Origin of the sequence: Bradyrhizobium sp. ORS 285, assembly GCF_900176205.1 — a bacterium.
Taxonomy (GTDB): Bacteria; Pseudomonadota; Alphaproteobacteria; order Rhizobiales; family Xanthobacteraceae; genus Bradyrhizobium.
Map to the genome: position 1 here is coordinate 3,186,284 of NZ_LT859959.1, position 13,556 is coordinate 3,199,839.

Here is a 13,556-nt window from a genome sequence, read left to right on the forward strand (position 1 = left end):
GCGGGGGCATCATTGATTTCAGCGTTTGTTCGGACGGTGCGCGCGCTGCTGTGGCAAAGCGCAATCCTGGCCGCCCTTTGCAGTTCGGCAATGACGGCCTTGCCGACACCCGCCGGCGCCCAGGCGCTGCCCGGCGCCGAAACCGTCTACGCCTCGGCGCCGCCGCGCCTGCTGCAGATCCGCACGCTGCTGGCCGACGCCGGCCGCCAGACCTCGACCGGCTCCGGCTTCCTGGTCTCCGACGACGGGCTTGCGATCACCAACTACCACGTCGTCTCGGATGCGGCGCTCGAGCCGAAGACGTACCGGCTCGAATACACCGGCGCCGACGGCACGCAGGGCGCGGTGACGCTGCTCGCCGTCGACCTGCCGAATGATCTCGCGCTCGTTCGTGTCGACAAGCAGAATGCGCCGTTCTTCACCTTCGATAAGGCCGCGCTGGACGGCAGTCTGCCGAAAGGCGAGCGGCTCTATTCGCTCGGCAATCCGCTCGATCTCGGCTTCACCATCATCGAAGGCACCTATAACGGTCTGGTCGAGCACAGCTACAATGATCACATCCACTTCACCGGTGCGCTCAATCCCGGCATGAGCGGCGGCCCCGCGGTGAACGCGCAGGGACAGGTCGTCGGCATCAACGTCGCCACGCGGCGCGGTGGCCAGCTGATCAGCTTTCTGGTGCCGGCACGTTTCGCCGCCGCGCTGCTCGCGCGCGGCAAGGATGCCAAGCCCGCCGCCAGCGACCTGCGCAAGGACGTGATCGCACAGCTCGCGAGCTGGCGCGGCGCGCTCTACAAATCTCTCGGCGACGAGGGTTTTCGCGACCGCGTGTTCGGCTCCTATCAGGCGCCGGAAACGCGGGCAGGGTGGTTCGAATGCTGGGCCAGCACCAATGCCGGCGCCTCGCCGAAGCCGCGCGCCAGCATCAATTCGACGAGCTGCAAGGCCGAGGCGAGCGTGTATGTCGCCTCCGATCTCAACACCGGCACGGTCGAGGTCAATCACTCCTACGCCAAGTCGATCGATCTCAATCAATTCCAGTTCGCAACCGTGCTGACGCAACTGGCGCAGCCGCGCCTCACCATGGGCGGCTCGTTCCGCAAATGGTACACGCCGCAGCATTGCCACGAGGATTTCGTCGGCCTCGCGCCGGCGGCGGATCATCCGCCGTTGCGGGTGATGTGGTGCGCGCAAGGCTATCGCGAGTTCGACGGACTCTATGACGTCGTGCTGGTTGCGGTGACGCAGGACCATGCCGATGAAGCGCTGGTGTCGCGGCTCAATCTGCAGGCGATCGCCTATGACGACGCGTTGCGGCTCGGCAAGAGCTTCCTCGAACGGCTGCAGGTCGCCCGATGATCTGGATCGAGATCCTGTCCAAGCATCGCGACGTCGCCGGCCGCTTCCGGGTCGATGCGGCCGAGATCCACATCGGCCGCGGCTACGACAATCATGTCATCCTCGACGATCCCTTCGTCGCGGCGCGCCACGTTCGCATCTTCCGTGATGGCGAGGGCCGTCTCGTCGCCGAGGATCTCGGCAGCGCCAACGGTCTCTATCTCGACCGCAGCAAGAGCCGCAAGCCGCAGCTCGTCCTCGACGGCAGCAAGCCGATCCGGATTGGCCAGACGCTGCTGCGGGTTCGCGACGCCGCCCATGCGGTCGAGCCGGAGCGGCTCGTGGGCTCGGAGCGCAGCGCGCTGCCGGTCGTCGCTGCGATTACACTGGGCGCCGTTCTGCTGGCGCTCAACGGAATCCTGGTCTGGTTCGCGCAGACCTCCGAGCCGCATCTGTCCGACTATCTCGTGCCGATGCTGACGCTGATCGGCGTCGTCCTCGCATGGGTGGGCATATGGGCGCTGCTCGCACGGCTGTTTTCCGGACGATCGCACTTCCTACGTCATCTGCTGATCGCTGAGGCGGGTCTGGTCGCATTCTGGTTCTATAGCGAGTTCGCGCAGATCGCGTCCTTCGCCCTGACCTGGACCACCGTTTTCACCTACGGCTACGTCGTCGCCTGGATCGTTCTCGCAACGGCCTGCTTCCTGCACCTGCGCGAGGTCGGGCGCACCCATCTGATCGCCAAAGGTGTCGTGGTCGCCGTCCTGCTCGTGGTCGCCATTGCGGTCCAGTCCCTGCAGCGCTCGGAGGCGTTCGCCAATTCGGGCCGCCCCAATGTCAGCCACGTGCTGATGCCGCCCGCCTTGCGCCTGGTCCCGCTCCGCGAGCAGCAGGCCTTCTTCGACGATCTCGAGCGCATGAAGGCGAAGCTCGACGCTGACCGGGCCGAGCTGAAGCCGGCCGGTGTGGAGCGCTGAGCACAGTTCCACTGTCTGCGTTCCCGGCCTTGAAAGTTCCCGGGTTCCCGTCATAGCCTCGCTTCCGGGGATTTACGGGGGGCGTCAAATGGAACGACGGGCGTTTGTGGGAATGGGACTGGCTCTGTTGGTAACAGGGTGTGTGACCGGCAGGGAAGGAACGGAATACGCGGTTGTCTCGCAGAAGATCGGTGCGCCGCGGCCCGGCCATTCCCGGATCGTCATCATGAGCCTGAAGGATTCCTGGCTCGAACGGACCAATTGCGACGCCAAGGTCGATGGCATTGCCTTGAATCGGCTGCTGCCGGGCACCTACGCCTATGTCGATCGTCCTGCAGGCCCGCACCACCTCACCGCGACCCAGATCCTGTTTCCCGGCGAGACGGTGCTCGATTTCAACACCGAGTCTGGGAAAACCTATTTCTTCTCGATCAAGCCCAGTGAGCGCTCCCGAGCGATGCAGGGCGGTGCGATCATGTTCGGGCTGGTCGGTGCGGGCGTCATGGCTGCCGCCTCGGCCGGCGCCGATAACAAGGGGCCCGTCGACCTCGTCCCCCTCCAGGAAAGCCAGGCCCGGACCGCCATGGCGGAGCTTCTGCAGGCCGAATAGGTCCATTTTCCTTGCGTTGCGCCAAAATCCGGCTATATAGCGCGCCATCTCACACGGAAACTTGGCTCTCCTAGAGGGCGTCCGGTGGCAAGCCGGGCCGAACGGCCCGTTTTTGCTCACGCGCTTCCGGAGGAATCAACCGGAGAATATCCAAATGGCGTTGCCTGAATTCACCATGCGCCAGCTGCTCGAAGCTGGCGTGCACTTTGGTCACCAGTCTCACCGCTGGAATCCGAAAATGGCCGATTTCATTTTCGGAAGCCGCAACAACATCCACATCATCGACCTCGCCCAGACCGTGCCGCTGATGCACACGGCGCTGCAGGCGGTGAGCGACACGGTCGCCAAGGGCGGCCGCATCCTGTTCGTCGGCACCAAGCGCCAGGCGCAGGACAATGTCGCCGACGCGGCCAAGCGCTGCGCGCAGTATTTCGTCAATTCGCGCTGGCTCGGCGGCACGCTGACCAACTGGAAGACGATCTCGGCGTCGATCAAGCGCCTGCGTCATCTCGACGAGGTGCTGTCCTCGGGCGAGGCGAACTCCTACACCAAGAAGGAGCGCCTGACCCTGCAGCGCGAGCGCGACAAGCTCGACCGCTCGCTCGGCGGCATCAAGGACATGGGCGGTCTGCCCGACATGATCTTCGTGATCGACACCAACAAGGAAGACATCGCGATCCAGGAGGCCCAGCGCCTCAACATTCCGGTCGCCGCGATCGTCGATACCAATTGCGATCCGAAGGGCATCACCTATGTGGTCCCGGGCAATGACGACGCCGGCCGCGCCATCTCGCTGTATTGCGACCTGATCGCGCGCGCCGCCATCGACGGCATCTCGCGCGCCCAGGGCGAACTCGGCATCGACGTCGGCGCGTCCGCCGCGCCGCTGGAAGAGGATCTCCCGGCTGCATCCGCCTCGACCTTCCAGGGGCTGCCGGGTCCGCGCGGCACGGCCGACGACCTGAAGAAGCTCACCGGCGTGTCCGGTGCGATCGAGAAGAAGCTGAACGATCTCGGCATCTTCCACTTCTGGCAGCTCGCCGAGCTCAACCACGACACGGCCCACCAGATCGGCGAAGAAGTCGGTCTGCCGAGCCGGGCCGATGCCTGGGTCGCCCAGGCCAAGTCGCTGGCCGACGCCTAAGACGAGACGACACGAATCTGGCCGGCGTCGCACGCCGGCCATCGCGACTGAGATAGGGTTTTCCTGGCAGCGGACGGCGAAGAGCCATCCGCTGCGTCGCGCTTTGGACAGGCAAAAGGACGTTCAACAATGGCGAATATCACCGCAGCGATGGTGAAGGACCTGCGCGAGTCGACCGGCGCGGGCATGATGGATTGCAAGGCCGCTCTCACCGAGAACGGCGGCGACATGCAGGCCGCGCAGGATTGGCTGCGCAAGAAGGGCCTGTCGAAGGCCGCCAAGAAGGCCGGCCGCGTCGCGGCCGAGGGCCTGATCGGCGCGCTGACCTCGGGCAAGAAGGGCGTGGTCGTCGAGGTCAACTCGGAGACCGACTTCGTGGCGCGCAACGAGCACTTCCAGGGCCTGGTCAAGATGATCGCCCAGGTCGCGCTCGACGTCGGCGCCGACGTGGAGAAGATCAAGGCCGCCAAGGTCGGCAGCATCACGGTCGAGGCCGCGATCGCCGATTCGATCGCGACCATCGGTGAGAACCAGACGCTGCGCCGCGCGGCTGCGCTCGAAGTGAGCGAAGGCGTGGTGTCGAGCTACGTCCATGGTGCCGTGGTCGAGGGCGCCGGCAAGCTCGGCGTGATCGTTGCGCTGGAGTCGCCGGGCAAGACCGACGAGCTCGCGGTGCTCGGCCGTCAGCTCGCGATGCATGTCGCAGCCGCCAACCCGCAGGCGATCGATGCCGCCGGTCTCGACCCGGAGCTCGTCAAGCGCGAGAAGGACGTGCTCGCCGACAAGTATCGTCAGCAGGGCAAGCCGGAAAACGTGATCGAGAAGATCGTCGAGTCCGGCCTGAAGACCTACTACAAGGAAGTCACGCTGCTCGAGCAGGCCTTCATCCATGACAGCGGCAAGTCGGTCGCTCAGGCGCTGAAGGAAGCCGAAGGCAAGGTCGGCGGCCCGATCAAGGTGGCTGGCTTCGTGCGCTATGCCCTCGGTGAGGGCATCGAGAAGGAAGAGACCGACTTCGCCGCCGAAGTCGCCGCCGCCAGCGGCAAAAAGTAACGACTGAGAACGGTCACGATCCGGCGCGGCCTTCGCGCCGGATCTCAACGCGCGGGATAGGAGAGCATTGGCACATGGCTGAGCCGGTCTATCGTCGCGTCGTGGTCAAGCTGTCCGGCGAGTATCTCGCAGGCAGCCATTCCTTCGGCATCGACCAACCGACCGTCGATCGCATTGCCGACGACCTGATTTCAGCTCAAAAGCTCGGCATCGAGATCGCCGTCGTTGTCGGCGGCGGCAACATGGTGCGTGGCGTCGAGGTGTCGTCACAGGGCGTCTCGCGCGCGACCGGCGACACCATGGGCATGCTGGCCACGGTCATGAACAGCCTGGCGCTGGAGGCGGCCTTGCAGCGCAAGGGAGCGCCGGCGGTGGCGCTGTCGGCCTTCGTGATGCCGCAGGTCTGCGAGCTGTTCACACGCGCTGCAGCGCACAAGGCGCTCGCGGAAGGGCGCATCGTCGTGCTCGGCGGCGGCACCGGCAATCCCTATTTCACGACCGACACCACCGCCGTGCTGCGCGCCGCCGAGATCAGCGCCCAGGCGGTGCTGAAGGCCACCAATGTCGACGGGGTCTACAGCGCCGATCCGAAGAAGGATCCGGCGGCGAAACGGTTCGAGCGGTTGACGCATTCCCAGGCCATCGAGGGCGGCTACAAGGTCATGGACGCCACGGCCTTCGCGCTTGCCCGGGAAACATCGCTGCCTATCATTGTATTCTCCATTGCCGAGCCCGGCGCCATCGGCGCGATGTTGCGCGGCGAAGGGCGCGGCACCGTCGTCGCGGGGTGAGCGCGACACCGTCCGCGGCCGGTGTTGGACCGGTCCGGCGGCTGCGGTAGAAGCGTAACCGAAACAGGAATTCGTCCGGGAGTCGGATAAGCCGGCCGCAGGCCTTCCAAAGGTCCGGCAGAACCGGCCAGAGAGCCCCGGGTTGCAGGAAAGGAAAGCGTATGAGCACGGGCAATTTCGACCTCAACGAGCTGAAGCGCCGCATGCAGGGCGCGACCCAGGCGCTGAAGCACGAGCTCGGCGGCCTGCGCACCGGCCGCGCTTCGGCGTCGATGGTCGAGCCGGTCCAGGTCGAGGCCTATGGCTCGCACATGCCGCTCAACCAGCTCGCGACCGTGTCGGTGCCCGAGCCGCGTCTGCTCTCGGTGCAGGTGTGGGACCGCTCCATGGTCAAGGCGGTGGAGAAGGCGATCGTCGATTCCAACCTCGGCCTGTCGCCGGCGACCGAAGGGCAGGTGATCCGGCTGCGCATTCCCGAGCTCAACCAGGAGCGCCGTAAGGAGCTGGTCAAGGTCGCGCACAAATATGCCGAGCAGGCCCGTGTCGCCGTCCGCCACGTGCGCCGCGACGGTCTCGATACGCTGAAGAAGCTCGAGAAGAATCACGAGATGTCCGAGGACGATCAGGAGCGCTTCGCCGGCGACGTGCAGAAGGCGACCGACAGCGTGATCTCGGAGATCGACCAGCTGCTGGCGGCGAAGGAAAAGGAAATCCTCACCGTCTGAAGGATGCACTTGATGTCCAAAGCCGCGGCCCCGGTGACGGAGGCGCCGGACCGGTCCGACGGACCGGCGCATGTTGCCATCATCATGGATGGCAACGGCCGCTGGGCTGCGGCACGCGGTCTGCCGCGCGCAGAGGGGCATCGCCGCGGCGTCGAGGCGCTGCGCCGCGTGGTGCGCGCCTGTGATGAGCTCGGCATCCGCTATCTCACGATCTTCTCGTTTTCATCGGAGAACTGGTCGCGGCCGGCGAGCGAGATCGGAGATCTCTTCGGCCTGTTGCGCCGCTTCATCCGCAACGACCTCGCCACCCTGCACCGCGACGGCGTGCGTGTGCGCGTGATCGGGGAGCGCGACGGACTCGAGCCCGACATCTGCGCGCTGCTCAGCGAGGCCGAGGAGCTGACGCGTTCCAACACCAAGCTGACGCTCGTGGTCGCCTTCAATTACGGCTCGCGCCAGGAGATCGCACGCGCGGCGCAGCGTCTCGCACGCGAGGTTGCCGAGGGACGGCGTGACCCGGGCTCTATCGATGCCGACGCGATCGGCTGCTATCTCGATGCGCCGGACATTCCCGATCCCGATCTGATCATTCGCACCAGCGGCGAGCAGCGGCTGTCGAACTTCCTGATGTGGCAGGCGGCCTATAGCGAGCTGGTATTCGTGCCCCAGCATTGGCCCGATTTCGACAAGGCGGCACTCGAAGGCGCGATCGCCGAGTTCGGCCGGCGTGAACGCCGCTTCGGCGGCCTCGTGGCGAAAACCGCCTCGTGACCCATCCCGAGACCGCAACCGCCGGAGACGCCGCTGATCCCGCGCAGCGCGATGACGCCGCGCGGGCGAAGAAGGCGGGTCCGAGCAATCTCGTGATGCGGATCGCGGCCGCCCTCGTGCTGGTGCCGCTGGCGCTGGGCGCAGCCTATGCCGGCGGCGCGTTCTGGACCGCCTTGGTGACGGTCGTCGCGGTCGGGCTATATCTCGAATGGCTGATGGTGATCGGCGAGGTCCGCACGGTCAGCGTCGGCACGTCAGGCGCACTCGCCATCGCGATAGCGGGTATTTGCTGCGCATTCGGCCTGATCGACTTTGCCGTGGTCGTGCTCGCGCTCGGCCTCGTTGCGGTTGCGGCCCTCGCAGCCGGCCGTCGGCTTTGGGGCGCGGCGGGCTTTGTCTATGCCGCGGGCGCCGAGCTCGCCTCGGTGCTGGTGCGTTTCGACCAGCAGCAGGGCTGGCACGCGCTGGTGCTGGTTTTCCTCGTCGTCTGGGCCAGCGATATCGGCGGCTATGTCGCCGGACGCAGCATCGGCGGCGTGAGGCTGGCGCCGCGGATCAGTCCGAACAAGACCTGGGCCGGCGCGATCGGCGGCTTCGCTGCGAGCCTGGTCGCCGCGATGGGCTGGTCTTTGGCAGGTGCCGGCGGCGTGCTTGCGATGCTGACCGTGGCGGCTGTGCTGTCGGTGGTGTCGCAACTCGGCGATCTCGCGGAGTCCGCGGTCAAGCGGCACTTCGGCGTCAAGGATTCAAGTCACATCATTCCCGGCCATGGCGGCCTACTGGACCGCCTGGACGGCTATGTCGCCGCGATCGTGTTCGCGGCTGTGGTGGGTTTGCTGCGCGGCGGCCTGGACGGCGTCGGCCGCGGTCTTCTGGTTTGGTGACCGGCGCGCGCGGCGCGTCGGTCGAGATCTTTGGTGAGAACATGAGCGCAGTGCCATTGCGGAACAACAAGGCCGAAACGACTGACGTGCGCAGCATCACCGTGCTCGGCGCCACCGGCTCGATCGGCGATTCGACCATGGACCTGCTGCGCGGCGCCCCGGAGCGCTACCGGGTCGAGGCGCTGACCGGCAACAGCAACGTCGAGGGACTGGCCAAGCTCGCCCGCGAGTTCAATCCCCGCTTCGTCGCGGTCGCCGATCCCGCGCGACTCGCCGAACTGCGCGAGGCCCTCGCCGGCACGGGAATCGAGTGCGGGGCAGGGGAGAGCGCCATCATCGAGGCCGGCGCGCGTCCCGCCGACTGGGTGATGGCCGCAGTGTCCGGCGCCGCCGGCCTGAAGCCGGCGCTGGCCGCCGTCGATCGCGGCGCGACCGTCGCGCTCGCCAACAAGGAATGCCTCGTCTGCGCCGGCGATTTCTTCATGGAGCGCGCCGCACAGGCCGGCGCCTGCATCCTGCCCGCCGATTCGGAACACAATGCGCTGTTCCAGGCCCTGTCCTCCGGCAATCGCGAGGAACTGGTTCGCGTGATCATCACGGCTTCCGGCGGACCGTTCCGCACCTGGGCGCCTGCGGATATCGAGCAGGCGACGCTGGCGCAGGCGCTCAAGCATCCGAACTGGAGCATGGGGCAGAAGATCACGATCGATTCGGCCTCGATGATGAACAAGGGCCTCGAGGTGATCGAGGCGTCCTATCTGTTCGCGCTGTCACCGGACGAGATCGACGTGCTGGTCCACCCGCAGTCGATCGTCCACGGCATGGTCGAATTCTCCGACCGCTCGGTGGTCGCCCAGCTCGGCGCGCCCGACATGCGCATCCCGATCGCGCATTGCCTCGGCTGGCCGGAGCGCATCAAGGGCCCCTCGGCGCGGCTCGATCTCGCCAAGATCGGCACGCTGACGTTCGAGGCGCCCGATTTCGAGCGGTTCCCCGGGCTGCGGCTGGCCTATGATTCGCTGCGCACCGGCCGGGGTGCGACGACGGTGTTCAACGCGGCGAACGAGATCGCGGTGGCTGCCTTCATCGCCGGAAAGATTCGATTCGGCGCGATCGCCCGGCTGGTCGAGGCGACGCTCGAGCATTGGACGCGTTCGGGTAATTTGGCACCGCTCAGCTCGGCTGACGATGCGATCGCCATTGACCATGACGCTCGAAAAAGAGCTGCGGCCCTCTTGCCTGAAATCGCCGCAAAAGCATCTTAGAGGGTTGGACGGGCCGACGGCCCGCGGGAAGGTAGTCGGATGACCGAATTTTTCCACCACATTTTCAATACGTTGAGCAGCGGCCTGCTCGGCACCATCATCCCCTTCCTGTTCGTGCTGACGATCGTGGTGTTCTTCCACGAGCTCGGCCACTTCCTGGTCGCGCGCTGGTGCGGCGTGAAGGTCTTAACGTTTTCGCTCGGATTTGGTCCGGAACTGATCGGTTTCAACGACCGGCACAACACGCGCTGGAAGATCTCCGCCATTCCGCTCGGCGGCTATGTGAAGTTCTTCGGCGACGAATCCGAGGCGTCCACCCCGTCGACCGAGGCGCTCGCCAAGATGACGGCCGAGGAGCGCGCCGACAGCTTCCATCACAAGACGGTCGGCCAGCGCGCGGCGATCGTGGCGGCCGGTCCGATCGCCAATTTCATCCTGGCCGTGATCATCTTCGCCGGCATGGCGCTGTATTTCGGCAAGCCCAACACCACGCCGCGGGTCGACGCCGTGCAGCCGGACAGCGTCGCGGCCGCCGCCGGGTTCAAGACCGGTGACGTGATCGCCGCCATCGATGGCCGCTCGATCGAGACGTTCGGCGACATGCAGCGCATCGTCTCCGTCAACGCCGGCACCGAGCTGACCTTCCTGATCAAGCGTGACGGCTCCGAAATCACCCTGAAAGCCACGCCGGCGCTCCAGGAGCGCAAGGACACGTTCGGGAACAGTCACCGAATCGGCGTCCTCGGCATCCAGTACAACGCCAAGCCGGACGAATCGCGGGCGATCCCGGTCGGGTTCCTCGAATCGATCAAGTTCGGCTTCGAGCAGGTCTGGTTCATCATCACCACGACCTTCAAGTTCATCGGGTCCCTGTTCGCCGGAAGCGGCAATGCCGGCGACCTCGGCGGCCCGATCCGGATTGCCCAGCTTTCGGGGCAGGCGGCGAGCCTCGGGTTCCAGGTGCTGGTCAACTGGTGTGCGATGATCTCGGTCTCGATCGGCCTGCTCAACCTGTTCCCGGTGCCGCTGCTCGATGGCGGACACCTGCTGTTTTACGGGTTCGAGGCCGTGCGCGGCCGTCCGCTGTCCGAGCGGGCGCAGGAGATGGGGTTCCGAATCGGGCTGGGACTGGTCCTCATGCTCATGGTCTTTGCAACCTATAACGACATCCTGCACCTCGCGGGCTCGTGAACGCGGCGTTTTTACGACGTGGCGGATAGGCAACGTTTTGAAACGAATTTGAAAATTCGGAGACATCCGGCGTTTGCCGTCAGGTCCAAATTGGCTACAAGCGAACGACAAATGGGAATCTGTCGGTTCGGTAGGGGTACCGGATCGGCCTCGGAATAAGGGCGCGTAGCGCATGAAGTTCGGATTGCGGGTGCGGGGGGGCTTGGCGGCCGCCTTTATCATGTTCGCTGGAACGGCAGCCTTGCCGGTGGCGAGCGTGGTTGTGTCGTCGCCAGCTGCGGCTCAGACGGTCAACTCGATCGAAGTGGTCGGCAACCGCCGTGTCGAGCTGGAGACGATCCGCTCATACTTCAAGCCGGGTCCCGGCGGCACGCTGGACGCGGGTCGGGTCGATGACGGCCTCAAGGCCCTGATCGAGACCGGTCTGTTCTCGGACGTGAAGATCAACCGCCAGGGCGGCCGGCTGATCGTGACCGTCGTCGAGAACCCGGTGATCGGCCGTGTTGCCTTCGAAGGCAACAAGAAGGTCAAGGACGAGCAGCTCCAGGGCGAAGTCCAGTCGAAGCCGCGCGGCACCCTGTCGCGGCCGATGGTCCAGTCCGACGCTCAGCGAATCGCCGAGATCTATCGCCGGTCGGGCCGCTATGACGTGCGCGTCACGCCCGAGATGATCGAGCAGCCGAACAACCGTGTCGACCTGATCTTCACGATCGAGGAAGGCGCCAAGACCGGCGTGAAGTCGATCGAGTTCGTCGGCAACAATGCCTTCTCGTCCTATCGCCTGAAGGACGTGATCAAGACCCGCGAGACCAACCTGCTGAGCTTCCTGGGCTCCGGCGACGTCTACGATCCGGACCGGGTCGAGGCGGATCGCGATCTCATTCGCCGCTTCTACCTGAAGAACGGCTATGCCGACGTGCAGGTCGTCGCCGCGCTCAGCGAGTATGATCCCGAGCGCAAGGGCTTCATGGTGACCTTCAAGATCGAAGAGGGTCAGCAGTACCGGGTTGGCTCCGTCGACTTCCAGTCCACGATTTCGACGCTGGATCCGAATTCGCTGCGCGGCTACTCCCGCGTCTCGGTTGGCTCGCTCTACAACGTCGAGAACATCGAGAAGTCGGTGGAGGAGATGCAGATCGAGGCGTCCCGGCGCGGCTATGCCTTCGCCGTGGTCCGTCCGCGTGGCGACCGCAACTTCGAGGCTCACACCGTGTCGGTGGTGTTCGCCGTCGACGAGGGCCCGCGCACCTACATCGAGCGCATCAACATCCGCGGCAACACCCGCACCCGCGACTACGTCATTCGCCGTGAGTTCGACATCTCCGAGGGCGACGCCTACAATCGCGCCCTGGTCGACCGTGCCGAGCGCCGGCTGAAGAACCTCGACTTCTTCAAGGACGTGAAGATCACGACGGAGCCGGGCTCCTCGAGCGACCGCGTCATCCTCGTGGTCTCCCTCGAGGAAAAGTCGACCGGCGACTTCTCGATCTCGGGCGGCTATTCGACGACCGACGGTGCGCTGGCTGAAGTCTCGATCTCCGAGCGCAACTTCCTGGGTCGTGGCCTGTTCGCCAAGGCGTCGGTGACCTACGGCCAGTTCGCCCGCGGCTACTCGCTGTCCTTCGTCGAGCCCTATCTGCTCGACTACCGGGTCGCGCTGGGGCTCGACCTCTATCAGCGCCAGCAGCTCGCCAACAACTTCATCTCCTACGGCACCAAGACGCTCGGCTTCAGCCCGCGCCTCGGCTTCCAGCTGCGTGAAGACCTGTCGCTGCAGCTGCGCTACTCGATCTACCGCCAGGAGATCACGCTGCCGCAGACGCTGTCGAACTGTAACAATGGTGGTGGCGGCAGCCCGCTGCCCTTCAACCCGACCCCGGCGTTCATCAACGCCAATCCCGGCAACCCGCAGGCGGCGGCGATCGGTGCCGCGACCGGTGGCCTCGGGTGCTTCTCTGACGGTGAGGCCTCGCTGCCGGTCCGCCAGGAGCTGGCGAAGGGTGCGACGCTGACCTCGGCGCTCGGCTACACGCTGAACTACAACACGCTCGACAACAACAAGAACCCGACCGACGGCCTGCTGGTCGACTTCAAGCAGGACTTCGCGGGTGTTGGCGGCGACGTGTCGTACCTGAAGACCGCGTTCGATGCGAAGTACTTCACCCCGCTGGTGTCGGACATCGTCAGCATCGTCCACCTCCAGGGCGGCATCCTGAACAAGATCGGCAACACGCAGCTGCGCATGCTCGATCACTTCCAGATGGGTCCGAACCTGGTTCGTGGTTTCGCTCCGAACGGCATTGGTCCGCGTGACATCAATCCGTTCGGCACGCAGGATGCGCTGGGCGGCACCAAGTACTGGGGCGCTTCGCTCGAACTGCAGATGCCGTTCTGGTTCCTGCCCAAGGAAACTGGCCTGAAGGGCGCGGTCTACGCCGATGCTGGTGGCTTGTCGGGCTATCAGGGGCCGACGAACTGGGCTCTGACGGGCGAGGTCAACCAGCCCGGCTGTATCAGAGCAACGCGTGCCACGGCGACCACCCCGGCCAATGCCGGTACCTGCCTTGGCCTGCAGTTCGACGACAGCTCCAAGGTCCGCAGCTCGGTCGGTGTGGGTCTGGTGTGGGCGTCGCCGTTCGGTCCGCTGCGCTTCGACTACGCGATCCCGCTCACCAAGGGTCAGTTCGACCGGACCCAGGAATTCCGGTTCGGCGGCGGTACATCGTTCTGAGCTTGAGCCCAAAAAATCCGGGTTGGCGTCGACCAACCCGGCCAGTGTAAGAGATGAGAGCTCGGTTCCGGGA

Annotated in this window: 12 protein-coding genes; all 12 read left to right on the forward strand. The window is 65.5% G+C overall.

Annotated elements, in window-relative coordinates; genetic code table 11:
- The first annotated feature begins 12 nt into the window (after positions 1-12).
- The 12 genes from BRAD285_RS14320 to bamA all read left to right on the forward strand — a co-directional run bounded on the left by BRAD285_RS14320 (position 13) and on the right by bamA (position 13,483).
- Positions 13-1,359: a S1C family serine protease gene (locus BRAD285_RS14320; protein ID WP_006611113.1), complete on the forward strand. Its 1,347-nt coding sequence runs from the start codon at positions 13-15 to the stop codon at positions 1,357-1,359.
- Positions 1,356-2,318, forward strand: a complete 963-nt coding sequence (locus BRAD285_RS14325; protein WP_006611112.1) for an FHA domain-containing protein — start codon at positions 1,356-1,358, stop codon at positions 2,316-2,318. Before BRAD285_RS14320 ends, BRAD285_RS14325 begins: the two co-directional genes overlap by 4 nt.
- Before the next feature lie 112 nt (positions 2,319-2,430).
- A complete protein-coding gene (locus BRAD285_RS14330) occupies positions 2,431-2,928 on the forward strand; it encodes a DUF2846 domain-containing protein (protein ID WP_244422150.1) in 498 nt (165 codons plus the stop codon).
- A 154-nt stretch (positions 2,929-3,082) separates the two neighbouring features.
- A complete protein-coding gene (locus tag BRAD285_RS14335; RefSeq protein ID WP_006611110.1) occupies positions 3,083-4,072 on the forward strand; it encodes a 30S ribosomal protein S2 in 990 nt (329 codons plus the stop codon).
- A gap of 129 nt (positions 4,073-4,201) precedes the next feature.
- On the forward strand, positions 4,202-5,125 hold the full coding sequence (tsf, locus tag BRAD285_RS14340) for a translation elongation factor Ts (protein ID WP_006611109.1): 924 nt from the start codon (positions 4,202-4,204) through the stop codon (positions 5,123-5,125).
- 74 nt (positions 5,126-5,199) lie between these two features.
- Positions 5,200-5,916, forward strand: a complete 717-nt coding sequence (pyrH, locus tag BRAD285_RS14345) for a UMP kinase (protein WP_006611108.1) — start codon at positions 5,200-5,202, stop codon at positions 5,914-5,916.
- Positions 5,917-6,077: 161 nt separating this feature from the next.
- Positions 6,078-6,641: a ribosome recycling factor gene (gene frr, locus BRAD285_RS14350; protein ID WP_006611107.1), complete on the forward strand. Its 564-nt coding sequence runs from the start codon at positions 6,078-6,080 to the stop codon at positions 6,639-6,641.
- Positions 6,642-6,653: 12 nt separating this feature from the next.
- Complete coding sequence (locus BRAD285_RS14355; RefSeq protein WP_006611106.1) at positions 6,654-7,412, forward strand: isoprenyl transferase; 759 nt, start codon at positions 6,654-6,656, stop codon at positions 7,410-7,412.
- On the forward strand, positions 7,409-8,296 hold the full coding sequence (locus BRAD285_RS14360) for a phosphatidate cytidylyltransferase (protein WP_006611105.1): 888 nt from the start codon (positions 7,409-7,411) through the stop codon (positions 8,294-8,296). The genes BRAD285_RS14355 and BRAD285_RS14360 overlap by 4 nt, the downstream gene beginning before the upstream one ends.
- Positions 8,297-8,337: 41 nt before the next feature.
- The gene (gene dxr, locus BRAD285_RS14365) at positions 8,338-9,561 is read left to right on the forward strand and encodes a 1-deoxy-D-xylulose-5-phosphate reductoisomerase (protein ID WP_006611104.1); all 1,224 of its coding nucleotides are present in this window, start codon (positions 8,338-8,340) and stop codon (positions 9,559-9,561) included.
- Positions 9,562-9,600: 39 nt separating this feature from the next.
- Positions 9,601-10,752, forward strand: coding sequence for an RIP metalloprotease RseP (rseP, locus tag BRAD285_RS14370; protein WP_006611103.1), 1,152 nt, complete (start codon positions 9,601-9,603; stop codon positions 10,750-10,752).
- 172 nt (positions 10,753-10,924) lie between these two features.
- A complete protein-coding gene (bamA, locus tag BRAD285_RS14375) occupies positions 10,925-13,483 on the forward strand; it encodes an outer membrane protein assembly factor BamA (protein WP_006611102.1) in 2,559 nt (852 codons plus the stop codon).
- Positions 13,484-13,556 lie beyond the last annotated feature (73 nt).

What these genes read in the sequence shown, in the direction of transcription:
- BRAD285_RS14325 (WP_006611112.1), top strand. Translation starts at nt 1,356, where the DNA reads ATGATCTGGATCGAGATCCTGTCCAAGCATCGCGACGTCGCCGGCCGC.
- BRAD285_RS14330 (WP_244422150.1), top strand. Translation starts at nt 2,431, where the DNA reads ATGGGACTGGCTCTGTTGGTAACAGGGTGTGTGACCGGCAGGGAAGGA.
- BRAD285_RS14335 (WP_006611110.1), top strand. Translation starts at nt 3,083, where the DNA reads ATGGCGTTGCCTGAATTCACCATGCGCCAGCTGCTCGAAGCTGGCGTG.
- tsf (WP_006611109.1), top strand. Translation starts at nt 4,202, where the DNA reads ATGGCGAATATCACCGCAGCGATGGTGAAGGACCTGCGCGAGTCGACC.
- pyrH (WP_006611108.1), top strand. Translation starts at nt 5,200, where the DNA reads ATGGCTGAGCCGGTCTATCGTCGCGTCGTGGTCAAGCTGTCCGGCGAG.
- frr (WP_006611107.1), top strand. Translation starts at nt 6,078, where the DNA reads ATGAGCACGGGCAATTTCGACCTCAACGAGCTGAAGCGCCGCATGCAG.
- BRAD285_RS14355 (WP_006611106.1), top strand. Translation starts at nt 6,654, where the DNA reads ATGTCCAAAGCCGCGGCCCCGGTGACGGAGGCGCCGGACCGGTCCGAC.
- dxr (WP_006611104.1), top strand. Translation starts at nt 8,338, where the DNA reads ATGAGCGCAGTGCCATTGCGGAACAACAAGGCCGAAACGACTGACGTG.
- rseP (WP_006611103.1), top strand. Translation starts at nt 9,601, where the DNA reads ATGACCGAATTTTTCCACCACATTTTCAATACGTTGAGCAGCGGCCTG.
- bamA (WP_006611102.1), top strand. Translation starts at nt 10,925, where the DNA reads ATGAAGTTCGGATTGCGGGTGCGGGGGGGCTTGGCGGCCGCCTTTATC.